Origin of the sequence: Corallococcus sp. CA049B (assembly GCF_003611685.1) — a bacterium.
Lineage (GTDB): Bacteria > Myxococcota > Myxococcia > Myxococcales > Myxococcaceae > Corallococcus > Corallococcus coralloides.
In genome coordinates this window covers 1-26,398 of sequence record NZ_RAWC01000071.1, presented here as the reverse complement: position 1 = coordinate 26,398, position 26,398 = coordinate 1, and the positions used below count along the sequence as shown (strand labels likewise).

The 26,398-nt window shown below is 70.6% G+C and carries 21 protein-coding genes and 1 pseudogene; 7 read left to right on the top strand and 15 right to left on the bottom strand.

The window, feature by feature from the left end; genetic code table 11:
* Nucleotides 1–61: 61 nt before the first annotated feature.
* From D7W82_RS17910 to D7W82_RS17875, 8 genes are all read right to left on the bottom strand, one after another.
* Nucleotides 62–3,247 (bottom strand): efflux RND transporter permease subunit, encoded by a 3,186-nt coding sequence (locus tag D7W82_RS17910; protein ID WP_120619517.1) that lies wholly within the window; start codon nt 3,245–3,247, stop codon nt 62–64.
* A 46-nt stretch (nt 3,248–3,293) separates the two neighbouring features.
* On the bottom strand, nt 3,294–4,574 hold the full coding sequence (locus D7W82_RS17905; protein WP_120619516.1) for an efflux RND transporter periplasmic adaptor subunit: 1,281 nt from the start codon (nt 4,572–4,574) through the stop codon (nt 3,294–3,296).
* A gap of 261 nt (nt 4,575–4,835) precedes the next feature.
* Nucleotides 4,836–6,710, bottom strand: coding sequence for a hypothetical protein (locus tag D7W82_RS17900; RefSeq protein WP_120619515.1), 1,875 nt, complete (start codon nt 6,708–6,710; stop codon nt 4,836–4,838).
* A 257-nt stretch (nt 6,711–6,967) separates the two neighbouring features.
* Nucleotides 6,968–7,933 carry an ADYC domain-containing protein gene (locus D7W82_RS17895; RefSeq protein WP_120619514.1) on the bottom strand — a complete coding sequence of 322 codons (966 nt, stop codon included), beginning with the start codon at nt 7,931–7,933 and terminating at the stop codon, nt 6,968–6,970.
* Nucleotides 7,934–8,120: 187 nt separating this feature from the next.
* Entirely contained in the window at nt 8,121–11,936 is a 3,816-nt protein-coding gene (locus tag D7W82_RS17890) for a bifunctional serine/threonine-protein kinase/formylglycine-generating enzyme family protein (protein ID WP_120619513.1), read from the bottom strand.
* Between the two features lie 119 nt (nt 11,937–12,055).
* On the bottom strand, nt 12,056–12,526 hold the full coding sequence (locus D7W82_RS17885) for a response regulator (protein ID WP_014393311.1): 471 nt from the start codon (nt 12,524–12,526) through the stop codon (nt 12,056–12,058).
* 175 nt (nt 12,527–12,701) lie between these two features.
* Nucleotides 12,702–14,552: an Ig-like domain-containing protein gene (locus tag D7W82_RS17880; protein ID WP_158617689.1), complete on the bottom strand. Its 1,851-nt coding sequence runs from the start codon at nt 14,550–14,552 to the stop codon at nt 12,702–12,704.
* 191 nt (nt 14,553–14,743) lie between these two features.
* Nucleotides 14,744–16,396 (bottom strand): carboxypeptidase-like regulatory domain-containing protein, encoded by a 1,653-nt coding sequence (locus tag D7W82_RS17875; protein ID WP_120619511.1) that lies wholly within the window; start codon nt 16,394–16,396, stop codon nt 14,744–14,746.
* Between the two features lie 152 nt (nt 16,397–16,548).
* Here D7W82_RS17875 and D7W82_RS17870 point away from each other — a divergent pair, with 152 nt between their 5' ends.
* The 3 genes from D7W82_RS17870 to D7W82_RS17860 all read left to right on the top strand — a co-directional run bounded on the left by D7W82_RS17870 (nt 16,549) and on the right by D7W82_RS17860 (nt 20,396).
* Complete coding sequence (locus D7W82_RS17870) at nt 16,549–16,992, top strand: HIT family protein (RefSeq protein ID WP_120619510.1); 444 nt, start codon at nt 16,549–16,551, stop codon at nt 16,990–16,992.
* A gap of 84 nt (nt 16,993–17,076) precedes the next feature.
* The gene (locus tag D7W82_RS17865; RefSeq protein ID WP_120619509.1) at nt 17,077–19,944 is read left to right on the top strand and encodes a TonB-dependent receptor domain-containing protein; all 2,868 of its coding nucleotides are present in this window, start codon (nt 17,077–17,079) and stop codon (nt 19,942–19,944) included.
* Nucleotides 19,945–19,958: 14 nt separating this feature from the next.
* The gene (locus D7W82_RS17860; RefSeq protein WP_120619508.1) at nt 19,959–20,396 is read left to right on the top strand and encodes a GNAT family N-acetyltransferase; all 438 of its coding nucleotides are present in this window, start codon (nt 19,959–19,961) and stop codon (nt 20,394–20,396) included.
* 4 nt (nt 20,397–20,400) lie between these two features.
* Here D7W82_RS17860 and D7W82_RS17855 read toward each other — a convergent pair whose 3' ends face one another.
* Nucleotides 20,401–21,612, bottom strand: a complete 1,212-nt coding sequence (locus D7W82_RS17855) for an MFS transporter (protein WP_120619507.1) — start codon at nt 21,610–21,612, stop codon at nt 20,401–20,403.
* Between the two features lie 132 nt (nt 21,613–21,744).
* Between D7W82_RS17855 and D7W82_RS17850 the strand changes: the two genes are divergently transcribed.
* Nucleotides 21,745–22,209, top strand: a complete 465-nt coding sequence (locus tag D7W82_RS17850; RefSeq protein WP_199727774.1) for an FKBP-type peptidyl-prolyl cis-trans isomerase — start codon at nt 21,745–21,747, stop codon at nt 22,207–22,209.
* An 8-nt stretch (nt 22,210–22,217) separates the two neighbouring features.
* Here D7W82_RS17850 and D7W82_RS17845 read toward each other — a convergent pair whose 3' ends face one another.
* Nucleotides 22,218–22,442, bottom strand: a complete 225-nt coding sequence (locus D7W82_RS17845; protein WP_120619506.1) for a hypothetical protein — start codon at nt 22,440–22,442, stop codon at nt 22,218–22,220.
* 93 nt (nt 22,443–22,535) lie between these two features.
* Here D7W82_RS17845 and nudC point away from each other — a divergent pair, with 93 nt between their 5' ends.
* Entirely contained in the window at nt 22,536–23,366 is an 831-nt protein-coding gene (nudC, locus tag D7W82_RS17840) for an NAD(+) diphosphatase (protein WP_120619505.1), read from the top strand.
* Nucleotides 23,367–23,415: 49 nt separating this feature from the next.
* Nucleotides 23,416–24,108 carry a radical SAM protein gene (locus tag D7W82_RS17835; RefSeq protein ID WP_120619525.1) on the top strand — a complete coding sequence of 231 codons (693 nt, stop codon included), beginning with the start codon at nt 23,416–23,418 and terminating at the stop codon, nt 24,106–24,108.
* Between the two features lie 18 nt (nt 24,109–24,126).
* Here the strand turns inward: D7W82_RS17835 and D7W82_RS17830 are convergent, their stop codons facing one another.
* Nucleotides 24,127–24,606, bottom strand: a complete 480-nt coding sequence (locus D7W82_RS17830) for a hypothetical protein (protein ID WP_120619504.1) — start codon at nt 24,604–24,606, stop codon at nt 24,127–24,129.
* A gap of 10 nt (nt 24,607–24,616) precedes the next feature.
* Nucleotides 24,617–24,898, bottom strand: a complete 282-nt coding sequence (locus tag D7W82_RS17825; RefSeq protein ID WP_014393299.1) for a hypothetical protein — start codon at nt 24,896–24,898, stop codon at nt 24,617–24,619.
* Between the two features lie 92 nt (nt 24,899–24,990).
* Between D7W82_RS17825 and D7W82_RS17820 the strand changes: the two genes are divergently transcribed.
* Nucleotides 24,991–25,296, top strand: a complete 306-nt coding sequence (locus tag D7W82_RS17820) for a hypothetical protein (protein WP_120619503.1) — start codon at nt 24,991–24,993, stop codon at nt 25,294–25,296.
* A gap of 11 nt (nt 25,297–25,307) precedes the next feature.
* Here D7W82_RS17820 and D7W82_RS17815 read toward each other — a convergent pair whose 3' ends face one another.
* From D7W82_RS17815 to D7W82_RS17805, 3 genes and pseudogenes are all read right to left on the bottom strand, one after another.
* The gene (locus D7W82_RS17815; protein WP_147439374.1) at nt 25,308–25,712 is read right to left on the bottom strand and encodes a hypothetical protein; all 405 of its coding nucleotides are present in this window, start codon (nt 25,710–25,712) and stop codon (nt 25,308–25,310) included.
* A 188-nt stretch (nt 25,713–25,900) separates the two neighbouring features.
* On the bottom strand, nt 25,901–26,140 hold the full coding sequence (locus D7W82_RS17810) for a GIY-YIG nuclease family protein (protein WP_120589891.1): 240 nt from the start codon (nt 26,138–26,140) through the stop codon (nt 25,901–25,903).
* A 70-nt stretch (nt 26,141–26,210) separates the two neighbouring features.
* Nucleotides 26,211–26,398: pseudogene (locus tag D7W82_RS17805) on the bottom strand (hypothetical protein); the annotation flags it as partial.

Sequence of the window (26,398 nt, the reverse complement as noted above, 5' to 3'; positions counted from 1 at the left end):
TATGGCCCTCCGCGCGATGCGCCAACCGTTCCTTGAGGGTGACGGAATCATCTTCTCCGCGTCAGTCCTGCCGGGCCTGAGGCTGGGGCCGGGGCTCGCCGCCGCCGTGCGCAGGCCCGTGCGCCTGACCGCGCACCTTGAACACGCGGCGCAGCTTCCCCGTCATCCACGCGCGGCCGTCCGTCAGGATTTCATACACCGTCGGGATCACCAGCAGCGTGAGCAGCGTGGACGTGATGACGCCGCCAATCACCGCGCGGCCCAGCGGCGCCCGGAAGTCGCCGCCCTCGCCGTGTCCCAGCGCCACCGGCACCATGCCCGCGATGAGCGCGAAGGTCGTCATGATGATGGGCCGCAAGCGGATGCGCCCCGCTTCAATCAAGGCCTCGCGCAAGGGCATGCCCTTCTCGTGCTGCCACTTGGCGAAGTCGATGAGCAGGATGGCGTTCTTCGCGACGATGCCCATCAGCAGGATGACGCCGATGAGGCTCATGATGTTCAGCGTGTCCCCCGTCACCACCAGCGCCAGCACCACGCCAATCAACGACAGTGGCAGCGACACCAGGATGGCCAGCGGGTCGATGAACGAGCCGAACTGGATGACGAGGATGAGGTACATCAACATCACCGCCACGCCCAGCGCCAGGAACACCCGGCCGAACACCTCCTGCTGGTCCGCGGACTCGCCGCCCGTGGACACCTCGTAGCCCGGCGGCACCTTCACCGCCTTGAGCCGCGTCTGGACGTCGCCCATCACCTCCGACAGCGACCGCCCCGCCACGTTCGCCTGCACGTTGATGACCTTCTCGCGGTTCAGGTGGTCGATCTGCGCCGGGCCCACCGTCTGCTTCACGGTCGCCACCTGTCCCAGCGGCACCACCACCGGCGCGCCCGTGGCGCTGGTGCCCACCACCAGCGGCAGCTGCGACAGCTGGGACGGGGTCTCCCGGAACTGGGGCGCCAGCCGCACCATCACGTCGCGCGTCTCACCGATGGGATCCACCCAGTCGCCGGAGTCCAGGCCCGCGAAGGCCGGCCGCAGCGACTGCGCCACCTGCCCCACCGTCACGTTGAGCTGGCCCGCGACGCCGCGGTTCAGCTCCACCTCCAGCTCCGGCTTCTCCCCGCGCGTGGACAGCCCCACGTCCACCGCGCCCGGCACCTGCTTCACCTCCTTCATCACCTGCTGCGCGAACTGGTTGAGCCCCTTGGACTCCGGCCCGCGCAGCTCCAGCTGGATGGACTTGATGGCCCCGCCAAAGCCGCTGGTGAACACCGACACGTTGGCGCCGCCCACCGCGAGCAGCTCCTGACGCAGCGTCTTGCCCAGCACCTCCTGGCTGGCCTTGCGCTCCGTCTTCGGCTTGAGCCGCACGTACACCAGCGCCTGATCCACGCCCGGCGAGCGCAGGGGCAGCGGCACGCCGATGGTCGTGTACGTGTACGCGACCTCCGGGTGCTGGCGCGTGAGGCGGGACACCTCCTCCACCTTGCGCCGCGTGTAGTCCAGGCTGGAGCCCGCGGGCGTCTCCACCAGCATCTCAATCTCCGAGCGGTCGCTCACCGGCACGAAGCCCGCGCCGCCGAAGACGCCCTGCAGCGCCACCGCGCCCACCAGCGAGCCCACCGCCAGCAGCACCATCGCGAGCCGGTGGTCCAGCGCCCACGCGATGACGCCCTTGTAGCGGTCCGCCTGCCGGTCGAACCAGTGGTTGAAGCGCGCAAGCCCCCGCGAGATGAAGTTGCGCCGCTCGCCCTTCTCCACCTGCGGATCGGGCCAGTACGCGCTGAGCATGGGGTCCAGCGAGAAGCTCACGAACAGCGACACCAGCACCGAGCACGCGATGGTGAGCGCGAACGGCTTGAACCACTGCCCGGCCACGCCGTACATGAACGCCACCGGGACGAACACCGCCACGATGGAGAACGTCGTCGCCGCCACCGCGAGGCCAATCTCGTTGGTGCCCTCGCGCGACGCCGTGTAGTGGTCCTTCCCCATCTCCACGTGCCGCACGATGTTCTCGCGCACCACGATGGCGTCGTCGATGAGGATGCCGATGGCCAGCGTCAGGCCCAACAGCGACATCGTGTTGAGCGTGAAGCCGAACGCCCACACGCTCACGAACGACGCCAGCACGGACACGGGCAGCGCCAGGCCGGTAATCACCGTGGAGCGCCAGGAGTTGAGGAACAGGAACACCACCAGCACCGTGAGCAGCGCGCCCTCAATCAGCGCCTGCTGCACGTTGACGACGGAGTTCTCCACGCGCGTGCCCGCGTCGCGGACGATCTCGAGCTTCGCGTTCGCGGGCAGCCGCTGCTGGAGCGTCTTCACCCGCTCGCGCACGCCGTCCGCGACCTCCGTGGTGCTGTAGCCCTTGGCCTTGATGACCTCGATGCCCACCGCCTGCGCGCCGTTGTAGAGCGACAGGGTGCGCGGCTCCTCGGTGCCGGCGAACACGTCCGCCACTTCGCCCAGCCGCAGCGTGCGCCCGTTGCGCTCCGCGATGGGCACCTGCGCGAAGTCCTCCGGCGTCTCCAGGCGGCCCTTGAGCCGGATGGTGCGCTCCTGCAACTCCGTGTTGAGCCGGCCCACCGGCGCCGCCAGGTTCTGCGCCTGGAGCGCCGCCACCACCTGCGCCACCGACAGGCCCGCCGCCTGGAGCGCCGCGGGCCGCACCTGCACCGTCATCTCCCGGTCCACGCCGCCCACTACCGTGGCCTGCGCCACGCCCGGCACCGAGCGCAAGTCCCCCACCACCACGGGGTCCGCGATGAGCGACAGCGCGGGCACGTCCAGCGCGTCCGACGTCAGCACCAGCGACACGATGGGTTGGTCCGCCGGGTCGAAGCGCGTGAGGATGGGCTCCTCCATCTCCTGCGGCAGGTCCGCGCGCTTGCTGGAGATGGCGTCGCGGATGTCCTGCGACGCCTCCTGCACGTCCTTCTCGAAGTCGAAGAAGACCGTGAAGTTCGCCAGGCTATCCGTGGAGCTGGACGTGGTCTTCTTCCCGTCCACACCGGAGATGGCGAAGATGGCGTCCTCGATGGGCTCGACGATCTCGCGCTCCACCGTCTCCGGTGAGGCCCCCGGGTACGCGATGGTGACGTTGATGACCGGCTGCTGGATGTCCGGGAACTCGTCCGTCTCCAGGTTGATGAGCGCGACGATGCCGAACACGACGAGCGCCACCATCGCCGTGATGGTGATGATGGGGCGCTTGATGGCGAAGTCGGAGATGAACACGGACGACTCCTGCGGTGCTTCTTCAAGAAGTGGAGACGCCTCGCCGCTACTTCGCGGGTGCCTGGGCCGGGGGCGTGGGAGCCCCGGCCGCAGCCGGAGCCCGTGCGGGGCCACTGCCGCCGGACGCGTTGCCCGCGCCGCCCACGCCCTGCCAGGCCTCCGGTGGAGAGCCGGGCCGCTGCTGCTTCGGACCTTCCGGCGCGGCGGTGAGCTTCACGGGCGTGCCGTTGGTCAGGTCGCGCGCGGAGCCGAGCAGCACCACGTCCCCGGCCTTCAACCCCGAGCGCACCTCCACGGCCTGCTCCACGTCGTCCCGCAGGCCCAGCGTCACCGCCACCTCCTCCACCTTGCCGTTGGAGATGCGCTGCACGGTGGGCGGCTCCTGGCGCGTGTCCAGCGCGTCCACCGGCACGGCCAGCGCCTCCTTGGACTGGGACGCCACGCGCCCCAGCGCGAACAGGCCGGACAGCAGCGTCTGCTCGCTGTTGGGGATGCTCACGTAGATGCGCACCTGTCCCGTGGCCGGATCCACCGCGGGGTTGATGCGCTCCACCTCGCCCTTGAAGGCGCGGCCCGCGTAGCCATTCACCCGGAAGTCCACGTGCGTGCCGACCTTCACCTGGCCCAGCTGCGCCGAGGGCACGGAGGCCTCCAGCCGCAGCGTCTCCGGATCCACCACCGTGAAGAGGGGCGCGCCCGGCTGGACGATGTCGCCCGCGTTCACCTGCCGCTCGCTCACCACGCCCGTGAAGGGCGCGACCACCTTCGTGCGCGACAGCTGGTCCTGCGCCAGCTTCAGCTGCGCTTGCGCCTGCGCCAGCTGCCCCTCCGCCTGCGTCCGCGACAGCTGCGCGCGCTCGAAGTCGCGGCGGGTGATGACGCCCTGGTTGACCAGGGTCTGGTTGCGCTGTTCATCCGCCTTCGCCACCTGCAAGGCGTTGCGCGCCACGCGAAGATTGGAGCTGGCCGCCAGCACCTGCTCACGCAGCGTGTGCTCCTCCACGCGCGCCAGCAGCTGCCCCTCCTTCACCGTCTCGCCGTGGTCCGCCGTCACGTCCAGGATGCTGCCCCCCACCTCCGCGCGGACGCTGGCCAGCCGCCGCGCCTGGAGCGTCCCGGAGACGACGGGCCCGTTCTCCAGCGTCATGGGCTCCACGCGCACCACGTTCTCCGGTCCCAGGGACACCACCGTCGGCGCGGTGGGCGCGGCGACCTCCTGGGAGCGCTGTCCGCAGGCGCCGGCCAGCCAGAAGATGGCCAGCACGGCTCCCCACCGTGAACCCGTGCGCCGGGCGCGAAGACCCGCTGTCTCTTCGGTGCGTCCCACGGCCTGCCTCCCCGGCCCCCAGGGGCCATTGGCCCTGGAGCTCCACCCGGGGCGGTCCCCGGGGCCGGGTAAACGTGGTGCCGCCTCCCCGGCCGGGGAAGTCGTGCCACCACCGGGCGTGAACCTGGAGAACACACACGGCCCGTCCCCCTGACAGGCGGGGAGGCATGCGAACGGCGGCTGGAAAGACGACGGCCTCCGCCCCACACAAGGGAACGGAGGCCGCGCTTTCTTCACGCTTCCTTCACCTCTGGACGGGGCTCAGTGGACGCTCGGCGCAGCGGTCACGAACGCCGAGGTGAGGCAGCTCTGGTTGGCCATCTGGTCCAGGAACGTCTGGCGCGCCAGCACCTCGTTGAAGGTGCGCACGGGCGTGCCGTCCGCGCGGTCCGGCACGGTGAGCGCGCCGCTGAGGAACGGCGACAGCGCGCCGGTCCAGCTCACGTGGGTGAAGTTCGTGCCCAGCTCGTCACCGTGGCAGCCGTCGCAGGTGTTGAGCGAGAAGACGTGCCGCGCCTGACGGTTGGGGATGCTGGACGCCGGCAGGCTCCAGAACGGCGGGGTGGCCACGGGGTTCGTCACGACGGCGCGGCCCGAGCGGAAGGTGCCGCCGGCCCACGGCAGCGGGACGGAGTACGTGCCCGCGATGATGGGCCCGGTGTTGGCGTTCACGTAGGCCGGGAACAGCGTCGTCTGCCGGGTGCGGTCCGGCGTCTGGGCCACGGTGTGGCTGTTGAGCAGCCCCAGCACCGGCGGCGGCGTGGTGGAGTACGAGTTCGGGTTGATGGAGCCGTTCCAGAGGCGGAACTCGCGCAGCTCCCACGGGTGGGCCAGCCAGTCTTCGTTGGTGCGCACCTGGTTGATGGAGCTGCGGTTGGGCTTGCGCGGGGACAGGTCGCGCCTGGCGAACTGCTCCGTCAGGGCCTCCAGCGCCGCGTTGTACGACGCGCTGCCCAGCGGCAGCCCGGACAGGGCTTGCCACTGCTGCGCGTAGGTCTTGATGGCCGCGCAGCCGTTCTTGTCCACCCCGTACTCCAGGATGACCAGGAAGGGCACCGTGTAGCAGCTGGAGCCCGTGCCCGTGGTGGCCGCGAAGATGAAGCGCCCCTCGCCCGCGCCGCCAGCGCCGTAGGCCGGGTTGCTGCCGGCCAGGTCCAGCCGGTTCACGATGGCGATGAGCTTGAACGGCGACCTCGCCAGGTTCAGCTCACCGGAGGCCAGCTTCGGCCAGGGGCCGATGAGGTTCCCCGCGATGGACGAGCGCGGCGGGTTCACGAAGCCGTTGATGGTGCGCGGCTGCTCCCACTGCCGCAGCCACTCGCGCACGAAGGTGGAGGGGGCCACGCCCGTGAAGGGCTGGTTGGCCATCTCCGTCATCAGGTAGTTGAACGTCCACTTGCCGGTCGGGTTGCCCACGCCGGTGCACGGGTCATACGTGCGCGTCGTGTCGTTCACGACGGAGGGCGCGCGGATGATGAGCGAGCGCGCCGGGTCCACCAGCGACGCCAGGCCAATGGGCTGGATGGGCACGGGCTGGCCCACCGGGAACTGCGTGCCCAGCGCCGTCACCGGCACGGTGCGCACCAGCTGGCGGTTCTCGAACACGGCCGTGGTCAGCTGCGTGGGCGACTGGGATTGCGCCTGGGCAATGCGCTGCTGCTGGGCCTGGAGCGCCACGAAGTCGAACGTGCCGGAGGCCGTGAAGAGCAGGTCCCCCGCCACCGCGTCGCCCGCCTGGCCGTCGTCGCGGAACGTCAGCTGCTGCGCTTCGTCCGCCATCGAAAGCGTCCCGCCGCGGAACGCCTCGTTCTCCGCGCGCCTCGGGTCCAGCTTCAGCTGGAACACCGTGGCCGTGGACTTGCTGGCCGAGCCCTGGGGAATCGCGAAGAGGGACTCCACCACCGGGCGCGCCGCGTCCCCCTCCAGGGCCTGCAGGGCCGTACCGAGCGCCACCTCCAGGTTGCCGGACGGGTCCACGGCCCGGGCGGAGGAGTCCGCCTGGGGCGCGGCAGGCGCGGGAGTCTCGGACGTCTCCGGGGCGGGCTGGCCACAGCCCACCGCCAGAGACGAGGCCAGGAGCGCGAACGGCAGACGCTTCCGGGAATGCTTCCACAGCAGGGACAGCTCAGGCTTCATGGGGTGTGCTCCACTCACGACGGGGATACCGCGACGACAGCCTCGCGATGGGGCACCCTCCCCCTCACCGTGCGCGGAACCCCGGACACACCGGCTCCGTCCCCCTCCGTGAATGCGGAAAACGCCCCACGCCCCTCCGGTCCTTGCGACACGGAGGCGAATGGAGCGTTCTCATAACATGAAACACTGACAATTATCGACTTCCAGATTTTGTAACCTAGTCCGTTACAAGTCTGGGATTGCTGTAACCTGTCAGGCTACAGCCCGCTGACCCCGGAAGGCGCCTCGCTGATGAGGCGGGTGCCGGACTGGAAGTGGCTGGTGCTGCCGCAGTCCGGGATGGGGTTGAAGCCCGAGCACGTCACGGGCTCGTGGGCGCGGGTCTCCGAGGTGAAGCAGCGCGCGCCGGCCTCGTTCCACTCGGCCTCCAGGCTCCAGGACTCGGAGTCGGTCTGGATGCCCACGCCGTCGTAGAGGTTGACCCACTGGCCATCCGTGGTGTGCGACGCGCCGTCGCCGCAGAAGTCCGCGCGCACCATGCGGGTGCAGGCCTGATGGTGACCCGCGAGGCTCTGGCCGTTGACGGTGGCCCAGGGCTTGTAACCAAAGTGCATGCACTTCGCGATGGCGGCGCCCTCGCAGGCGAAGGTGAAGGCGGTGGCGTCTTCAATCTTCTCACCGCCGCCCGCCACGCCCTGGAGGTAGTTCCAGCGGTTGGCCACGGCGATGGCGGGGAGCGCCGCGCCGTTCGCGTCCTGGCACACGGCGCGCCAGCTGCCGTCCGAGCCCTGGTAGGAGACCTGGTAGGACCACAGCTCGCTGTCGCCGCCGCTGCCCTGGGTGATGCCGTCCACGCGCACGGGCAGGGTGGAGCCGTCCCCCAGCTTGCCGACGAAGCGTGCACCGGTGAAGCCCGTGCCCGTCACGGGGTTGGGGCCGTCCAGGCCGACGAAGACCGAGCCCTGCAGCCGCACGTTGGTCAGCGTCTTGCCGGAGGCGGAGGTGGCGCCCGCGTACGCCACGGACACCAGCATGCCGCCCAGCTCGCTGTTGTTCAGGTTGCGGCCGTTGAGGTTGCGTCCATTGAGGTTGCGCCCGTTGGGAGAGACGAGCTCCGCCACCTGCGTGCGCAGGGAGGGAGCCTCGGGCTCCAACGATTCCGTGCCACAGCCCACCGCCACGACGGCGAAACACGCCGCGACCACTCGCTGCAACGTCCTCATCTGGATGCCCCTTCCCTGCCCCGACCCCGACCCGCACCGCGTTACAGGGCACAAGGTCCGTCCGGTGGGCGGGAGCGGCAACCGCGCGCAGCCCGTCCGGGCACTTGCAGCGTCCAGTGGCTTCCAGTTGGAGGAGACCCCGGGGTGATGCCAGCGGTTCCCGGGGGGTTCCAGTGTCCGGTGGTGCTCAGCCGCCGGACACGGGCGGGTCCGCGCAGACGCGCAGGCCCACCGTGACGTCGCGCAGTGAGGCCTCCGGCAGCTCCCGGTTGGAGGACCTCGCGCTCGTCACGTTGAAGGCGAAGCTGCCGCCCCGGGCCACCGGGCGACCGGGCTCCAGCCACGAGCGCGTCCATTCCCAGACGTTGCCGGCCATGTCGTCCGCGCCGAAGGGGCTGCGGGACGCGGGGTGGCTGCCCACGACGTCAGGGCCGAAGCCGCCCGGGTCCTTGCCGTAGGTGACGTCCACGTTGGCCTCGTCCGGACCCAGCCGGTTGCCGTGAGGGTACTCGCGGCCGTCCACGCCGCGCGCGGCGCGCTCCCACTCCAGCTCCGAACACAGCCGGGCCCCTGGCACCCGGCCGGACGTGGACAGCCACGTCACGTAGGCCTCCGCGTCCGCGAAGTTGATGCCGCTCACGGGGAACTGGCGCCAGTCCTGCTCCGTGCGCTGCGAGCGCCGGGCGTACCGCACGGGCTCGCCCGTCCGCGCCGTGTACCGCTCGCCGCCGGGTTGGAAGCGCAGGCGCCAGCCATTGCCGTCCGGCTCCAGCGCCAGGCCTCCCGCGTAGCCGCCCGTGCCCACGCGAGGCTGGCGCGAGGCGCGCTCCCCCGCGGGCAGGGCCGCCAGGTACTGGAGCCAGTCCGCGTACGTCGTCTCGTGACGGGCGATGAGGAAGCCCTGCACGGGCACGGTGTGCAGCGGGGTGGCGTTGAAGAAGTCGCGCACGCTGGACTCGGCGGCGCTGCCGAAGCGCACGTCGCCCGGGGGCACGTACACGAACCCCGGCGGGAGCGAACCCGCGCGGACGAGCGGCAGGACGACGTTCCGCGACTCCCCGCGCGTCAGCAGCAGCGGCTGCACCGACGCCTCGTGGCCCGGGGCGCGCACGGTGAGCTGCCAGGTCCCCGGAGGCACGGTGAGGCCGGTCCAGGGGAGCGCGCCCGGGGAAGGCAGGGGCTCGCCCACGACCTCCGGCCCCGTGGCCTCGCGCGACACGGGGCGCAGCTCCGCGGAGGCACCGGGCGCGTCCACCTGGAGGGACAGCTGCGCGGGCGTGTTCCAGCGGCTCCAGCGCACGCCGTCTGGGTCGTAGAGGCGCAGGCGCTGGAGCAGCGCGGGCAGCACGGGCTCGCGCTCGCTTTCGGCCCACAGGGCGCGCTCGTAGAGGAAGTCCGCCAGCGCGTCGCGCACGTCGGTGCGGGTGGGGGCCAGCGCCAGCGCGCGCTCCAGCCGGTCCGCCACGGCGTCGAAGTGGTGGGACAGCTGGGCGCCGTGGCCCGCCACCTTCGCCCAGCTCCGGTCGCCGTCCGCCTTGTGGCCGGTGTCGTAGAGTTGGAAGGCCTCCGCGCGCTCGGCCTGGAGCGCGTCGCGTTCGCGGCGCACGGCGTCCAGCTCCAACCCGGCCGAGGCCAGCTCGCCCCGCACGCGCACGTCGAGGATGCGGCGCTCGCGCCACTGGAGGCCCGCGTACACGAGCCCCAGCGACACGAGGAAGCCCAGCACCAGGCCCACCTTGAGGCGGCGGCTGCGCACGCCGGTGCGGCGCGAGGTGCTGAGGAAGGACTGCTCGCGCTGGGTGAGCTCGGACGGCTCCAGGAGCTCCGTCTCCGCCAGCTGGCGCGGGCCCCAGAGCGACTCGCGCGCATGGCCCAGGCGCTCCCACTGCGCGGCGGCGGCCTCCAGGCGGGCCTGCACCTCGCGGCGCTCGCCCGCCTCCACCAGCCAGCGCGCCAGCGTGGCCCACCCGGTGAGGAGCGCCTCGTGGGCCAGCTCGTACGCGGCGCCGCCCTCGCCTTCGCGCGCCACGAGCAGGCGCGCGCGCACCAGGGCCTCCAGCGCCGCGCGGTAGCGGGGGTCGTCGCCCACGAGCTCGCGGTCCGTCTTGCGCGCGCGGGTGCCGTCCGCCGTCACCAGGCGCAGCATCACCCCGCGCGCCGCCGAGCGCTGGTCGGGCAGCAGGCGGGCCACCGCGGCGTCGGCGTGCCGGGCGAGCGCGCCGGACACACCGCCCAGCGAGTCGAGCGCCGCCTGGGTCATCACGCCGCGGGACTCGTCGCGCGCGTCCCACAGCTCCGCCAGCGCGAACTGGAGCAGCGGCAGGCCGCCGTCGGAGGCCGCCGTGGAGGCGACGAGCGCGTCCACCACGGCCTCGGATTCGAAGCTCACGCCCTTCACGCGCGCGGGACCGACGATGGCCTCACGCGTCTCCTCCGGCGTGAGCGCGCGCAGGAGGTACAGCGCGTGCGGGACCTCCGGGCCCAGGCCGGGCACGGCGGTGAGGCGGGTGAGGAAGTCGCTGCGGCCGGTGGCGAGCAGCCTCAAGCCCCCGGCCGCCTCCGTGAGCGACCCCAGCGCGGCCCCCGCGAGCGCGGCCTCCTCCGGCGGGGACAGCGTCACCAGCTCCTCCAACTGGTCCATGTAGACGAGCAGCCCGCCCTGCGTGCCCAGCTTCGCGCGCAGCCTGCGGCCGAGCGAGGTGGGGTCCTGGCGCAGCGTCTCCGCGAGCGGCTCCTCTTCCACCTCCAGCACCGGCGCGAGCGCCACGGCCAACGCGGACACGGGCCTGCGCCCGGGCACGAGCCGCGCGGTGCGCCAGCGCCGGCCGTCCTCCAGCGCGCCGTCCGCCACGGCGGGGAGGATGCCCGCCAGGCACAGGGACGACTTGCCCACGCCGGAGTCGCCCGTCATCAGCAGGAAGGCCTCCGCCTTGAGCCGCTCCAGCACGGCGCGCTGCTCGCGGCGGCGGCCGAAGAAGAGGCCGCGGTGCTCGGCCTCGAAGGCCCGGAGTCCACGGTAGGGATTGCCCTCTGGAATGACGGCCGGGAGCTCCTCGCGCGTCAGCGCCTCCAGCGCGTCGAGCAGCTGCGCGGCGGACGCGTGGCGCTGGGCCGGGTCGCGCTTCAGGCACTTGTCGATGGCGGCGGCGAAGCCCGGGTCCACCGACGGGGCCACCTCCAGGAGGGGGCGCACGTCGCGGGTGCGCACGGCCTCGGACAGCTCGCGCCAGGGCACGTCGCGGAAGGGGCCCCTGCCCGCGCACAGCTCGTAGAGCACGACGCCCAGCGAGTACACGTCGCTGCGAGCGGTGAGCTCCTCGCCGGCCCAGGCCTCCGGGGACATGTAGTAGGGCGTGCCCACCAGCGCGCCGCGCGGAAGGGACGGCAGGAAGACGCCGTCCAGCGAGCGGGCGCCCAGGGCGGGGCTGGACTCCGGATCCCAGTCCGCGGGCAGCTCCGGCGGCGGCAGGGGCGCGCGCGGCGGGGTGGGCTCGCTGGCCTCGGCGCGGTCGAGCAGCTTGGCCAGGCCGAAGTCGAGCAGCTTCACCTCACCGCTCTCCGTGAGGACGGCGTTGCCGGGCTTGATGTCGCGGTGGAGCACGCCCCGGCGGTGCGCGGCGCCCAGGCCCCTGGCCAGGTCCCGCCCGATGCCGAGCGCGCGCTCCCAGGGCACGGGCCGGGCCAGCCGGTCCAGGCTGACGCCCCGGATGAACTCCGAGATGAGGTAGGGCTGATCCTCCAGCTGTCCCACCCGGTACAGGGTGACGACGTTGGGGTGCTGGATGCGGGCGGCGGCGCGAGCCTCCACCAGGAAGCGCGCCAGCGCGTTGGAGCCCAGCGACGGGATGAACTTCACCGCGACGGGGCGCTCCAGCAGCGTGTCGTGCGCCAGGTACACCCGGCCCGTGCGCCCCCGCCCGAGCGGCCGCACGATGCGGTATTCGTCGAACTCCTCTGGAGGAGTCCACGCGTCGGGTGGAGAGGACGAGGCGGGAGAGCCCACCAGGGTTGCCTACGTTTCCCGCGTCCAGGGGTCAACCAGGGGGCCCGCGGGAGCCCGTCCTGGTGCAGGGTGCCGCACCCGAGTGTCCACCCATGGACACTGCGGAGCAGAGCCTGGGGTTACTCCTGACCCGAGCGGGGCTTCGCCTTGCTGGGTTTGAGCATGTTGCGGATCTTGTTCTCCAGGTCCTGGGGCAGGCAGGGCTTGGCGACGAACTCGTCCGCGCCCACGGACAGGGCGTGCTCGGCGTTGCCGGCGAGCACGTGGCCGGTGAGGGCCATCACGGGGATGTCGCGGGTGCGGGTGTCCTGCTTGATGCGCCGCGTTGCCTCCCAGCCATCCATGACGGGGAGGGACAGGTCCATGAGGATGATGTCCGGCTCCCCCTCCTGGGCCTTCTCCACGGCCTCCAGGCCGTTCTTCGCGGTGTCCACCTCAAACCCGCAGAACTCCAGGTATTCGGCGTACATCTCGCGGGCGTCGTCGAAGTCGTCGACGACGAGGACGCGCTGCTTGGCGGAGTTCACGGGAGCGGGCCCACCGCTCGCGGTTGGCTCACCCTCTGGAGATGTCAGGACCGCGTTCTTCATGGAGCAGAGGCCTCGCATGCAGGGGAGGGGCGGAGCGAATCTAAACACGTCCACCCAAAAGCGCCCGTTCTCGCAAGATTTCCCTGGACGTATCGCAGGGTAGGTCCGCTGTCCGCCGGGCGACAGGGACACAGCGGACGACAGTGTGGGTGGGCGGAGGGACTGGGGGTGGGGGTCAGTGGTTGAGGCGATACACGTGGACCCTCCCTCCCACCGAGTACACCGGAGGAGGCACTTCAATCCACGTGAGGAGCGGCTCGTCGTCCGCGACCATTCCGAGCATCGGACGGCTGTAGGGGATCATTCCGGGCGACGGATTCAAGATCCCACCAAGCGCCTCCCATTGAGTCCCGTTCCACCGTCGCACCTGGCCCTTGCCAGACCTGTTGGCGTCATTCCCCGTCACACCATGGAGCGCCACGACCGGACGCCCCTGGGTGTCCAGCTTCACCGAAGCCACGGTCGTGCTGTCCACGCCCGGCAGAGCCTCCAACGCTCCACCCCATGGCTCCCAAGCGCTTCCCGTCCACTTCTGCAGGAGCGTCCTTGGCTTGCCCGTGAGCGTATCCAATGTCGCCACCAGCGGAGCATTGCTGGCGTCGAACGACAGGGCCGTCGAACGGCCTGACAAGGTGGATCCGATGTCCTGCCACTCGGTTCCAGTCCACCGCATCGCGGTGTTCGAGGGAATCCCTCCAATCTGCTCTCTCAGCACAACGAATGGATATCCCTGGCCATCGACATCCATGGAGAAGGAGTCCACGATCGAGTTCGCTCGCAACTCGATGCCGACTCCCAACTGCCCCCAGGTTCCATCGCGCCATTGGCGGACGTAGATGCTCTTCCACCCATCACCCGCCTCCAGGGATGCGAGGGTGAGATACGGATGCGCTCCCTGAGCCAAGCGCCAGTCCATCACAGAGGCTCCCTGCACGACGGGGGTCAATGTGGGGCCCAAGGGTTCAAAGGACTGTCCGTTCCAGCGCCTGACGAACCATTCGTAGTCCTTGAAATTCATGTTCTCGAACCACACGACCGTCAGCTTTCCATCCACATCCACCTGGAGTGCGCATTGGTAGGCATTGGTCACCCTGCCTGAGCTCATGGGCGTCCCCAGGGCCTCCCATGAGCTCCCACCCCATCGCCGGACATAAACCTTGAGTGTCTCTTCCCCGGCGTCTGTCCACGCAACAATGGGACGCAGGTCCGCACCCATTCCGTAGGAGGCGCTCTCGATATGGCTCCGACCGGGAAAGGCCGTGAGGGGAGCACCCAGGTGGAGGTGCGTGGGCACAAGCCAAGACCAGTCCAGGGACGCAGAGTCGAGCTTGTTCCCAGCGAAATCGGCGACCGTGTCCGCCATCGCCACCCGCACCCTCTGATTCACCGGAAGCGGTGAGGTCGGGTTCAAGGTCAAGGTCCTTCCATCTCCCGAAAGAAGGACTGCTGCCTCCAAACGCGTGGTCTCCACCATCAATTGGACTGACTGTTCATTCACCGTGGTCGGATCCAACGCCTCCGAGAAGGTGGCTTCCACGGTCGCCAGGATCGAAACCTCCGAGGCATCGTTGAGAGGAGCCTGGGCGACCATGCGTGGCTTCGTCCGGTCCGTCATCAACTGGCGCGGGGTACTCAAGAACTCCTGCACTCCCTGGCGTGCACGGATGACGAATGCATGTGGGCCCTCTGAGATGGATTGAGTATCCCAATCCAGAACGAAGGGTTCTTCCAAGGTAGCGACCGCGGTGCCATCCACGAGCAGTTCCACACTGTCAGGCGCTGGTCCCGTCAGTTGAATCTGGAACCTCACGATGCTTCCGACCGTTGCCCCTTCCACGGGTGACACCCATTGGATGCCAATCGGCTCCTGCTCCTGCGGGCCCATTCCTGCGTCACTGCCTGGAGGCGTCTCGGGTGGGACAGCGAGGTCAGGAATCTCGATGCATGCCGCGGGCATCAGCAGCATCGCCATCCAGATGAGGCTGAGATTTTTCATGGTGACGCGACTGAGCAAGAAGGAGTCCATCCGGAAGCAGACATGCTCCGTATGCATCCTCGGGACGTTGCGCGTCCAGCGACGCGGGGACACGTCTCCATTCAAGACGGGAGGATCCCACCTCGGGGACAGCTGGAAACGAAGATGCCCCCGCGAAGCATGGGCTTCACGGGGGCATCCGGGAAAATTCAACCGCCTACGTCAGGCTGACGCAGGAAGGCTCAAGGAGCAGGGGTCGGCGCGGGCTGCAGGGCGATGTTCGTCGATTCCAGGTCCGTGTTGATCGGCTGGCCCCAGATGGACTCATAGACATCGTTGGTGCCCAGGACGGGCGCCAGGTTGCTGAACCCCACCACGAGCCTCGTCTGGCTCGGGTTGAGCGCGACGGTGCCCCCGTAGACGAAGGAGTACCGGGTGCTGTACCCGGACGCCTGGATGCCGAACACCGGCAGTTCGGCAGGCGTGCGCGTCTGATAGGGCTTCGTCGGCTCGTTGATCTCCAGCGGGAAGCCCTGGCCGCTGTAGTTGTTGAGCTCACCAAAGGAGTTGCCACCCATGGTGCCGTTGTTGTCGATGTCGGTGGCGAAGAAGACCTGGACGGACTGGCCGACCTGCTTCGCGATGGGCGCGCTGAAGTTCACGTACACGGTCTCACCGGGATTGAGCTGCGTCGCGGCGATGGCCGGCGGCAGCGACAGTTCCTGGTACCGCAGCTCCGCGATGGTCACCGCCCTCGGCGCGGACTGGTCGCCGCCGAAGAAGAAGCCCGTGCGGCTGTAGTTGCTGCCACCCTCCGCGGCCACCGCGCGCACGAAGATGTTGTACTCCTTGCCCTCCTGCACGATGCCGTTGCCCGGGGTGATGGTCGCCGAGTAACCGCCGACGTTCACCGCGGCCGTCACCGGCAGCGACTCCTTGGCGTACTCGTCCGTCAGGCGCACGAACACCGAGCCCGGCTGCACCGGCTGGTTGAAGTACACGTAGATGGGCTCGCCAGGACGCACCATGTTGCGGAGCGGATCCACCTCCGCGGCGCCCTTCAGGCTGGACACGTTGCCACCCTCGATGTTCAGCGCACCCGCGCCCGTCGGCTTCGAGAAGGACAGCTGCGCGAGCGTCGTGGCCTGCGACCCCACGATGGAGCCACCCGAGTAGCTCTTCGTGTAGCCGCCCGTGTCCACGACCCCGTCGCCGTTGGTGTCCATCGGCGCGATCCAGAGGCTGTAGGTGCCGTTCAGCCGCGCCAGCTCCACGCCGGACGGGATGCCGGTGAAGTTCAGGACGCCGTTGGCGTCCGCCGTGGCCTCCACGTAGACCTTGCTGATCACGGAGGAGACGGAGTCGTAGTTGCTCAGGATGACCGAGCCCGCCTTGTCCACCTCCAGCACGCCCTTCGCGCCCACCGCCGGACGACCCTGCGGCGTCACCACGGTGACGGACAGCGAGCTGTTCAGCTGCGTCAGCGTCACCGGACCGAAGCTCGCGTTGCCGTTGTTGATGGGCACCGTGCCCGCGGCCGACGGCACCGTGGAGGTCGCGCGCAGCGTCGAGTAGCCGCCCTTGCTGAACGTCAGCAGCACCTGCGCGCCCGCCGGCACGTCCGTCATCACGAAGTTGCCGCTGCCGTCCGTCGTCGCCGACTTGCCCGTCGGCTGGCTGCCAATCGTCATCGCGACCGAGACGTCCGCGATCGGCTGCAGCGTCGTGCTCAGCACCTGGCCCGACACCGTGCCCTTCGGCGTGGAAGGCACCACCACCGACACGTTGTTCGGATCACGGATGCCATCAGCGACACCATCGTTGTCCGCGTCAGTCGCGTCACCGCACCCCCAAGCCAGCAGCGGCAACACGGCCATCAGCACATGCTTCTTCATCGTCCCCACCTTGCATTTATGACGGAATTTTCACGCCCCAGCTGCTCCCAAAAGGGCGGAAATCGGACACTCCTCGACCCGGGCCCACGCCGTCAAGGTGGGGTAAATTCTACCCAAGGGCTGCCAAGCGCCTTGAACTAGGATGACTCGCCATGTCAGACGTCAACGACCCCTGCCTGGGCTGCGCCATCGTTCGTGGAGAGGTCCACCCACCGGGTGGCGTGCTCGCGCGGGCGCCCGGGCTCGTCCTCCACGGGGTGGCGTCCCCCAGCCCCGTCCCGGGCTGGGTGGTGCTCACCAGCGAGCAACACGTGCGCGGCTGGTATGACCTGGACGAGACGGCCTCGCGGGAGCTGGGGCCGTTCGCCGCCCGGGTGATGCGCGCCCAGCGCGAGGTGCTCGGCGCCGAGCACGTCTACGCCTTCGCCATTGGGGACGTGCTCCGCCACTTCCACCTGCACCTCGTCCCCCGCTTCGCGGACACCCCGTCCCACCTCCGGGGTCGGGGCGCCTTCGACGCGGCCCCGGCGGAGCACCTTCCGCCGGAAACGCTGGAGGCGGCGGCCCGGCGGCTGGCGGCGGCGCTCGCCCGCTGACCCACGCCGGGGGTGCGGTGCCCTCCCGGGCGCTCCAGTGTCATGGACCTGACACCGTATCGGGGGAAGAATGCTGGCGTCCTCATGCGTGCGTTCCTCCTCGGTCCCTGGCTGCTGTCCCTCTGGCTCCTCACCGCCGGTCCCGCGCTCGCGGACAACAACGCGGACGAGGCGGACATCGCCTTCGAGCTGGGCAACGACGCGTACTCCCACGGCAACTACACGGAGGCGCTGCGCTCGTACTTCACCAGCTACCGGCTGGTCCCCAACCGCAACGTCCTCTTCAACATCGCGCGCTGCTTCGAGGCGCTGGGCAAGTTCAACGAGGCGTACCGCTACTACAACGACCTGCTCGGCGAGGACCTGCCGGCCGAGGACGCCTCGGAGGTCACCCGCTCGCTGGAGCGGCTGCGCCCCAAGGTCGCCCTGGTGCGCGTCACCACCAATCCCCGCGGCGCGGAGGTCTTCGTGGACCGCGCGGACCTGGGCAGCCGGGGCCGTTCGCCGCAGACGCTCGCGCTGTCGCCGGGCCGCCACAAGGTCCTGGTCCAGAAGTCCGGCTACCGCCCCACCGAGGCCACCGTCACCCTCGTGCGGGGCCGGGAGGTGCCCGTGGACCTGGACCTGGGCCTCATCACCGGCATGGTGGACATCACCGGCTCACCGGAGGGCGCGGAGGTCCGTGACAGCCCCACCGGCCCCGTCCTGGGCCGCCTCCCCGCGAAGCTGCGCCTGTCTCCGGGCCAGCGCGTGCTGCACGTGCGCGCGCCCGGACACGCGCCCGGCCAGTACGTCATCGACGTGCCCGCCGAAGGCACCCTGCCGCTCGCCGTCACGCTGACCGCCCAGACGGCGCCCAGCGGCCGCGTCGTCGTCACCGCCAACCACGACGGCGCCACCGTGCGCGTGGATGGCCGGCCCGCGGGCTTCACCCCCACCGTCGTCACCCTCCCGCAGGGCGAGCACGTGCTGGAGGTGGAGAGCCGCGACGTGCGCCCCGTGCGCCAGAAGGTCACCGTCGTCCCCGACCAGGAGGTGAAGGTCCACGCCACCCTGCGCTACGAGCCGCCCCCGGTGCGCGCCGCGTCCAAGCGCCTCTTGTCCGTGGACGAGGCCCCCGCCTCCACCACCGTGCTCACGCCGGAGGAGCTGCGCGCGTTCGGCTGGCGCACCCTGGCGGAGGCGCTGGCGGGCGTGCGCGGCTTCTTCCTCACCGACGACCGGACGTACACGTACCTGGGCGTGCGCGGCTTCTCGCCGCCGGGCGACCTCAACACGCGCATCCTCATCCTCTGGGACGGCCACGCGATGAACGACGTGTGGGCCGGCCAGGGCTACGCGGCGCATGACCTCAGCGTGGACCTGGAAGAGGTGGAGCGCATCGAGGTCGTGCGCGGCCCCGGCAGCGCGCTGTACGGCACGGGCGCGTTCTTCGGCGTCATCAACGTGGTGCCGCGCGAGTCGCTGGGCCTGGACCGGCGGCTGGAGATCACCGGCGCCGTGGGAGCGATGGGCTCCACGCGCGTGCACGCCACCACGTCGTGGGAGGACCCCCAGCGCTCCATCCTCTTCAGCCTCGCGGGAATGAAGGCCCACGGCGCGGACACCACCCGCCTGGGCGACCCGGGCCCCATCGTCACCGGCCTGGACGGAGAGAAGGCCGGCACCGGTTCGCTGCGCGCGCGCCTGGGCAACCTGTCCCTGGTGGCCCGGCTGCATGGGCGCAGCAAGGACGTGCCCACCGCGCCCTATGGCACCGTGGTGGGCGCGCAGGGCACGCGCGTGCAGGACGTGCGCGGCTTCGCCGAGGCCAAGTACGAGCGCCCCCTGTCCGAGCGCTTCGTCCTGTCCCTGCGCGGCGCGCTGGACCTGAGCCGCTACGAGGGCCACTGGAACTACGACGGCGGCGACAGCTCGGCGACGAACACCGACTCCGGCGCCGCGGACTGGCTCACCGGCGAGGCGCGCCTGCTGGCGGTCCTGTCCGAAGCCAACCGCCTCACCGTGGGCGTGGAGGGCCAGGCCCAGCTGCGCGTGGACCAGAAGAGCGTGGGCCCGGCGGTGGCCGCGTCGCTGGGCTCGCGGACGCGCTCGCTCGTGTCCGTGTACGCGCTGGACGAGTGGCGCCTGCACCCGCGCCTGAGCCTGTCCCTGGGCTTCCGCGTGGACATGTACTCCGACCTGGACTCGCTGCCGCTCACGCCCCGGCTCGCGGTCATCGGCCGGCCGTATGAGCAGGGCCTCACCAAGCTCGTCATCGGCCGCGCGTTCCGCGCCCCCAACGTCTACGAGCTGTTCTACGAGGACAACCTCCTCACCCAGCGCCCCGCGAAGCAGCTGAACCCGGAGACCATCACCACCTTCGAGGTGGAGCACTCGCACGACCTGACGAACGAGCTGCGCCTGACGGTCGCGGGCTATCACAACCGCATCTCCCAGCTCGTCACGCTCACCACCGAGTCCGCGGCCACGCCCGCGTGCGGCACCCCGAGCGCGCCCACCCAGTGCCTCGTCTACGCGAACAACGCCGGTGAGACGCTCGCGTGGGGCGCGGAGGCAGGGCTGCACTGGCAGCCGGGCCGCTGGCTGCTGGTGGACCTGAGCTATTCGTACGTGACGCTGCGCAACGCCTCGCAGGACGTGGTGGAGGCCGCGCCCGCGCACCTGGCCTCCGGGCGCTTCCTGCTCCCCGTGGGCAACGGCGACATGCGCATCGCCACGCAGGCCACCTACCAGAGCGCCCGGGTGCCGAGCGTCGCCGGCGCGGACAGCGGGGAGGCGCTGCTCGTGGGCTTCGGCGTGTCCGGAGACTACGGCCGGCTGCGATACTTCGCGGGCGTGAACAACCTGCTCGACTCGCGCTACGCCTTCGTCGTGAGCGATGACGTGTCCGCGGGCCCCGTGCCCCAGTACGGCCGCACGTTCAACCTCCAGCTCACCGGCAGCTTCTGACAGACTCCCGCGCCATGACTGACCTCCGCTTCGACTTCATCGACCCCCGCCATCCGCTCTACGAGGGTGAGCTGGAGCTGCGCTTCCGCGTGCTGCGCGAGCCCCTGGGCCATGCCCGCGAGGACGTGAAGTTCCCCTTCGAGAGCGAGAGCCTCCACCTGGTGGCCCACGCGGGCGGCGTCGTGCAGGGCTGCGTGCTCTTCAATCCGGAGGACGCGCACAGCGGCCGGCTCTTCCAGATGGCGGTGCTGCCGTCCCTGCAGGGCAGGGGCCTGGGCGCGAAGCTGGTGCGCGCGCTGGAGGACGAGCTTCGCAAGCGCGGGTTCCGCCACGTGCACCTGCACGCGCGGGCCCCCGTCGTCCCCTTCTACGAACGGCTGGGCTACGCCGTGTACGACGAGCCCTTCGTCGAGGTGGGCATCCCCCACCGGCACATGCAGCGCGACCTCTGAGGCTTCAGGTCGCGGAGGCCTGGGCCGCCGGCAGACGGCGGCTGCTCCAGAGCACCACCACCAGCGCCGTGAGCGACATCGCCGCGCCCACCGCGCACACGCCCGGCCAGCCCGCTCGCGTCCAGGCCATCATGCCCGCCCACGCGCCCGCGGCGCCGCCCACGAAGTACGTCACCATGTAGAGGGTGTTGAGCCGGCTCCGGGCATCGGGCCGCAGCGAGTACACCCGCGCCTGGTTGGCGATCTGATTCGCCTGCGCGCCCAGGTCCAGCAGCACCACGCCCAGCGCGATGCCCCACAGCGAGTGCCCCCAGAGCCACAGCACGACGAAGGACGCCAGCAGCACGGCGATGGCGAGCGCGTTGATGCGACGGCCAGCGCCCTTGTCCGCGAAGCGCCCCACCAGCGGCGCGATGACCGCGCCCGCCACACCCACTACGCCGAAGAGGCCCGCCACCTGCGCGTCGTAGTGCCCGGGCAGTGAGCGCAGGTAGAGCGCCAGCGTGGCCCAGAAGGCGCTGAACGCGCCGAAGGTCAGTCCGCCCAAGAGCGCGTGCAGCCGCAGCACCGGCTCCGTGCGGGCCAGGTGGATGAGCGACCGCATCAACTGCGGATAGGGCATGGCGGCCACCGGCGGCGCCGAGGGCAGCATGAAGCGCAGCACGACGCCCGTCACCCCCATCAGCCCCGCGGCCACGAAGAACATGGTGCGCCAGCCCAGGTGCGTGCCCACGAAGCCCGCCGCCGTGCGCGACAGGAGGATGCCGATGAGCAGCCCGCTCATCACCGTGCCCACCACGCGCCCGCGCTCAGAAGGCGCCGCGAGCTGCGCGGCGAACGGGATGAGCATCTGCGGCACCACCGTGGTGACGCCGATGGCGAAGCTCGCCGCCACCAGCACGTGCAGGCTGGGAGCAAGCCCCGCGACCACCAGCGCCACGCCCACGCAGCCGCACAGCAAGAGGATGACCTTGCGACGCTCCAGGCTGTCACCCAGCGGCACCAGGAACAGCATGCCCACCGCGTAGCCCACCTGCGTCAGCGTGGGCACCAGGCCCAGTGCGCTCCCGTCCGCCCCCAGCGTCCGGCCGATGTCTCCCAGGAGGGGCTGGTTGTAATAGAGGTTCGCGACGGTGACGGCGCCGGCCACCGCCATCAGCCAGACGAGCGAGGGACGAAGCGAAGCGGAAGGCGCGGGTTCGGAAGGCGTCTGCATGGCGGGCGGCGCAACGGATATGCCCCGCCTGGACGCGCTTCAAGCAGGACGTGCGCGCCCATCACCGTCCGGGCGGGCAGGCCATGCGTGCCCCCCTTCCCCACGGGGCTCGCGCGCGGCAGGCTGCGGGCCATGCTTCGTTCCCTTCTGCTGTGCGCGGTGCTGGCCCTGGCCGGCTGTGGTGATGACGATTCATCGTCCTCGGGTGACCCCGCGAAGGTGACCTACGCCGAGTCCCTGGGCGTGGACCTGTCCGCGATGAACAAGAGCGAGTCCGGGCTCTACACGCAGGACCTGGTCGTGGGCACCGGCAAGGAGGCCGTCAACAAGAGCTACGTGTACGTCCACTACGCGGGCTGGCTGCCGGACGGCTCCATGTTCGACAACAGCCGCGCGCGCGGTGAGCCCATCGACTTCGTTCTGGGCAATGGCGACGTCATCAAGGGCTGGGAGGAGGGGCTCATCGGCATGCGCGTGGGTGGCAAGCGCAAGCTCGTCATCCCTTCCGACCTGGGCTACGGCTCGCGCGGCTCCGCGCCCGTCATCCCCAGCAACGCCGTGCTCGTCTTCGACGTGGAGTTGATGAACGTCTACTGACGTTGGCTTCAGACGCCGGGCGTTCCCCCGGACACGGGCGGCGCCGGAGGCGAGCGCTTCTTCGGAATCGTGGAGCGCCCCTTCGGCCCCTTCAGCGCCACGCCCAGCAGCATCGTCGCGGGCAGCATCATCCCCAGCCCCTGCGTGAGGTCCTTCGGGGGATGGGTCGCCACGCCCAGCACCATTCCGGCGAAGAGCAGGCCGCAGACGATGCGGAGGATGAGGGCGTTCACGGTCGAAGGCTCCCAGGCGGGCAGTGCCCGGTATGGCGGGCGGCCGGAGCATAGCGCGCGGCGTCCCGGCGCGCCGTCCGTTAAGGTGGCCCCGTGAGCCCCCTCAAACGCTTCCAGCCCGGCTACGAACCGCCCGCCCGCTCGCGCGACACCGCGCTCCTGTTCGCCACGCGCGGCATGGAGCTGCTCGTGTCCGAGCATGACGGCCGCCTCGACCTGCCCCGGGGCTCGGCGCTGCCGGAGTCCTCGGCCAGCGCCCACTTCCTGGGCATGCTCGACGACACGGACTGCTACGCGGCGCCCATGCCCGGGGACTTCACGCCGCCGGAGGGGCTGAAGTTCGTGCCCGCCCGCTCGCTCTACAAGCAGGTGGACGAGGCGACCTTCGCCGTGGCGGGCCGCGCGCTCTCCATCTGCGAGTGGGACCTGAACCACCGCTTCTGCGGCAGGTGCGGCGCGGCCACGCAGCTCGTGCCCGGCGAACGGGCGCGCCGCTGCCCGGTGGACCACACGCCGTTCTATCCGCGCATCGCTCCGGCCGTCATCGTCCTCATCACCCGGGGTGATGAGATGTTGCTCGCGCGCAACGCGTCCTTCCCGGAGCCCTTCTTCAGCACCGTGGCCGGCTTCGTGGACGCCGGCGAGTCGCTGGAGGAGACCGTGCTGCGCGAAGTGAAGGAGGAGGTGGGCGTGGACCTGAAGGACGTCACCTACTTCGGCAGCCAGCCGTGGCCCTTCGGCCGCTCGCTGATGGTGGGCTTCATGGCCGAGTACGCGGGCGGCGACGTCGTCGTGGACGGCAAGGAGATCGCCGAGGCGCGCTGGTTCGGCGTGGACGACCTGCCGCGCATCCCGCCCCGCCTGAGCATCGCGCGCCACCTCATCGACACCTTCATCGACCGGGTGAAGGCCCGCCGGGCTTGACCCCCTCCCCCCAAGGGTGCGCTTGATGCGCCCCTTCGCACCGCACGCCATGCCTGCCGCACGCCCGCACATCGAGCCCCGCCGCGTCCCCACCGCTGACTCCGTCGTGGTGAAGGAACTCTATCTCTCACTCCAGGGTGAGTCGTCCCACGCCGGCATGCTGTGCGGCTTCATCCGCCTCACCGGCTGCCACCTGCGCTGCACGTACTGCGACAGCGAGTTCGCCTTCCACGGCGGCAGCCGCATGAAGATTCCCGAGGTCGTCGAGAAGGCGCTGGCCTGGAACACGCCCACCGTGGAGGTCACGGGCGGCGAGCCCCTGCTCCAGCCCGGCGTGTATCCGCTGATGGAGGCGCTGCTGGACGCGGGCCTCAAGGTGCTGCTGGAGACGAGCGGCGCCATCGACGTGCGGCTCGTGCCCCCGGCCGTCCATAAAATCGTGGACATGAAGACGCCGTCGTCCGGCGAGTGCGACCGCAACGACTACCGCAACCTCACGTCCATGAACGCCAACGACGAGCTGAAGATCGTCATCGGCTCACGCGTGGACTACGAGTGGGCGCGCGCGCTCGTGACCGAGCACAAGCTGGGGCAGAAGCCCTACAGCGTCCTGTTCTCCACCATCTTCGACAAGCTCCACCCGCGCCAACTGGCGGAGTGGATCATCGAGGACCGGCTGCCGGTGCGCTTCCAGCTCCAGATGCACAAGTACCTCTGGGACCCCAACGAGCGCGGCGTCTGACGCGCGGCGCCCCGCGTATCACCGCCCCAGTGACAGCACGAAGAACGCGACGAGCGCGCCCCACGCCAGCAGCCCCAGCAGGTTCAGCGCGGACACGACGCGCAGCAGGAGGGCGAGGCCCCGGTCGCCCACCTGTTCATGGCGCCGCAGCTTGCGCGTGGAGAGGACGGTGCCCGCCACCGCCACCGCCAGCGTGCACGCCAGCTCCAGCAGCATCCCCAGGCCTCCGCCCCGCCTCCCGTGGGCTGGCCCCGCGAGCCGCCACACGTGCGCGCCGAGGAACAGAAACCCCACGGCGTTGGCGAACAATGCCAGCCGCACCGTGTGCGCGGGGCGCATGTTCCGGATGCGCCGCTCGGCGCACGGCGCGCAGTACGCCGTCTCCTCCAGCACCTCCGTGCACGCGCCACACAGGTAGCCGCCGCAGCGCGCGCAGAGGGCCACCGCGGCCGCGTCCGGATGCTGGCCACAGCGGGCACCCGTGGGGCTCGCGGTCATGCGTGGAGGCCTAGAAGCCGGGGGGCGGCATGCGGGCCGCCGCCGCCGCGATGCCGTGGACGCCCATGCCCAGGAACACCGCCGTCAGCACGGTGCTGGCCACGAAGCCCGCGACGATGAGGTTCTTGCGCGGGTGCTCGAACTGGCTGAACGCGTAGACGAGCATGTAGCAGGGGATGAGCAGCACCATGACGCCCGTGCCCACGCTGCGGCGGAAGGCGTGCGTCAGCAGGAGGGCCGCGCACACGAGCGAGACGACCCCGAACAGGATGGCGAGTGGCAGGAGCGGCACACCCGCCCCCTTAGCATGCCTTCGCCCCTTTCGCGGCGGACGTGCGCATACTAAGGACGGCCCGCCGCCCACCCGCCGAGGAGGTCCCCACCATGGCCATGCTCAAGACGTTCCTCATCTTCATCCTGGCCGGCACGCTGCTGGGCACCTTCATCGCGTCGCTGGCGGCCCCCTCCTACATCGAGTGGAACAACAGCACGCCGCTCGCCACGCAGACCATGTGCAACCTGCCGGAGGTGGTGCGCAGCGTGACGGCGTCGCTGATGCACTCGCAGCTGATGGGCGCGGCCATTGGCGCGGGCGTGGGCCTGGTGGCCGCCATCCTCGTCGCCGTGCGCGCCCGGAGCCGCGCGAAGCAGCGTCCGGGCTCTCCGCCGCCCGCGGCCACCGCCGCCTGAAGCGCGGCGCGCTACTGCTGCTTCGGCAGGATGTAGAGCGGGGGTGACTGGCCCAGCAGCACGCCCCCGTTGTGGTCCTCCACCTCCACGTAGAGGTAGATGGGCTGGTTGGGGTTCTCCGGCGGCGCTGGCGCCGTCCAGGTGGGCGTGGCGATGTGGGGGTCGCTGAACACGCCGCCCGCGTTCGAGGGGTTCTGCGTCCAGCGGAAGAAGATCTCGTCGTTGTCCGCGTCCGTCACCTCCAGCTGGAGCTGGATGACGGTGCCCTCCTCGAACTTGAGCCCACCGGGCGTGGACGGCGAGCCCAAGGGGCGCGGTCCGGCGGTGATGACGGGCTGGTGGTTGGGCGCACCGCACCCCACGCTCCCCAGACCCAGGGCGAGCAAAGCGAACATGAACGAGCAAGAACGTGACATGGACATCCCCCTGCTAGGACAGGCCACACCCTAATTCGGCCCCCGGCGGTCCGTACACCCACCCGGAGGCCCCGGCCGTTTCATCAGCAGGCGATGAAACACCCGCGGACGCCGCGCCAACTGTCGCGCCGCGCGCACCCCGCGTCCTGAAGCGAACCCCTTCCGCCAACAAGCCAGGGGGACGAGCGTCAACGCCGTCCCGGGCGCCGCGCGAACAGCCGCAGCTTGTCCGCGCGCGTCAGCCGCTTGATGGCGGCCTCGCGGCGCAGGGCGGCGCTCCGGTCCAGGGCAGGCTCACTCCACACCAGCGTCACCGGCAGCCGGGCCCGCGTGTACGCGGCGCCCTTGCCCCGGCCATGCGTGGCCAGGCGGCGCTCCAGGTTGTTGGTGGCGCCCGTGTAGAGCGTGCCGTCCCGGCAGCGCAGCATGTACACGGTCCAGGCGGTGGGCGGGGCTTCCGACACGGCGAGCCCCACTCTACTGCCAGGACCTCGCCCCTCAGAAAAGCTTCTCCCTGCCCCCACGCCTGCCATGCAGGCGCGCCAGCCGCCGCTGCTGGCTGCGGACCGCGTGCGTCTTGCGAACCCGCGCCATGACGTCCGACACCTGCGCCAGTGGATCCGTCCGCCAGCCCGCCAGGACCTGCGTCTCGTGCACCACGCCCACCAGACTGCCCCCTGCCCCCA

Bases quoted from the DNA above. Each gene is read 5' to 3' on its own strand.
- D7W82_RS17900 (WP_120619515.1), bottom strand. From the start codon at position 6,710: ATGAAGCCTGAGCTGTCCCTGCTGTGGAAGCATTCCCGGAAGCGTCTG.
- D7W82_RS17895 (WP_120619514.1), bottom strand. From the start codon at position 7,933: ATGAGGACGTTGCAGCGAGTGGTCGCGGCGTGTTTCGCCGTCGTGGCG.
- D7W82_RS17885 (WP_014393311.1), bottom strand. From the start codon at position 12,526: ATGAAGAACGCGGTCCTGACATCTCCAGAGGGTGAGCCAACCGCGAGC.
- D7W82_RS17880 (WP_158617689.1), bottom strand. From the start codon at position 14,552: ATGGACTCCTTCTTGCTCAGTCGCGTCACCATGAAAAATCTCAGCCTC.
- D7W82_RS17875 (WP_120619511.1), bottom strand. From the start codon at position 16,396: ATGAAGAAGCATGTGCTGATGGCCGTGTTGCCGCTGCTGGCTTGGGGG.
- D7W82_RS17870 (WP_120619510.1), top strand. From the start codon at position 16,549: ATGTCAGACGTCAACGACCCCTGCCTGGGCTGCGCCATCGTTCGTGGA.
- D7W82_RS17865 (WP_120619509.1), top strand. From the start codon at position 17,077: ATGCGTGCGTTCCTCCTCGGTCCCTGGCTGCTGTCCCTCTGGCTCCTC.
- D7W82_RS17860 (WP_120619508.1), top strand. From the start codon at position 19,959: ATGACTGACCTCCGCTTCGACTTCATCGACCCCCGCCATCCGCTCTAC.
- D7W82_RS17855 (WP_120619507.1), bottom strand. From the start codon at position 21,612: ATGCAGACGCCTTCCGAACCCGCGCCTTCCGCTTCGCTTCGTCCCTCG.
- D7W82_RS17850 (WP_199727774.1), top strand. From the start codon at position 21,745: ATGCTTCGTTCCCTTCTGCTGTGCGCGGTGCTGGCCCTGGCCGGCTGT.
- D7W82_RS17835 (WP_120619525.1), top strand. From the start codon at position 23,416: ATGCCTGCCGCACGCCCGCACATCGAGCCCCGCCGCGTCCCCACCGCT.
- D7W82_RS17830 (WP_120619504.1), bottom strand. From the start codon at position 24,606: ATGACCGCGAGCCCCACGGGTGCCCGCTGTGGCCAGCATCCGGACGCG.
- D7W82_RS17820 (WP_120619503.1), top strand. From the start codon at position 24,991: ATGGCCATGCTCAAGACGTTCCTCATCTTCATCCTGGCCGGCACGCTG.
- D7W82_RS17815 (WP_147439374.1), bottom strand. From the start codon at position 25,712: ATGTCACGTTCTTGCTCGTTCATGTTCGCTTTGCTCGCCCTGGGTCTG.
- D7W82_RS17810 (WP_120589891.1), bottom strand. From the start codon at position 26,140: ATGCTGCGCTGCCGGGACGGCACGCTCTACACGGGCGCCACCAACAAC.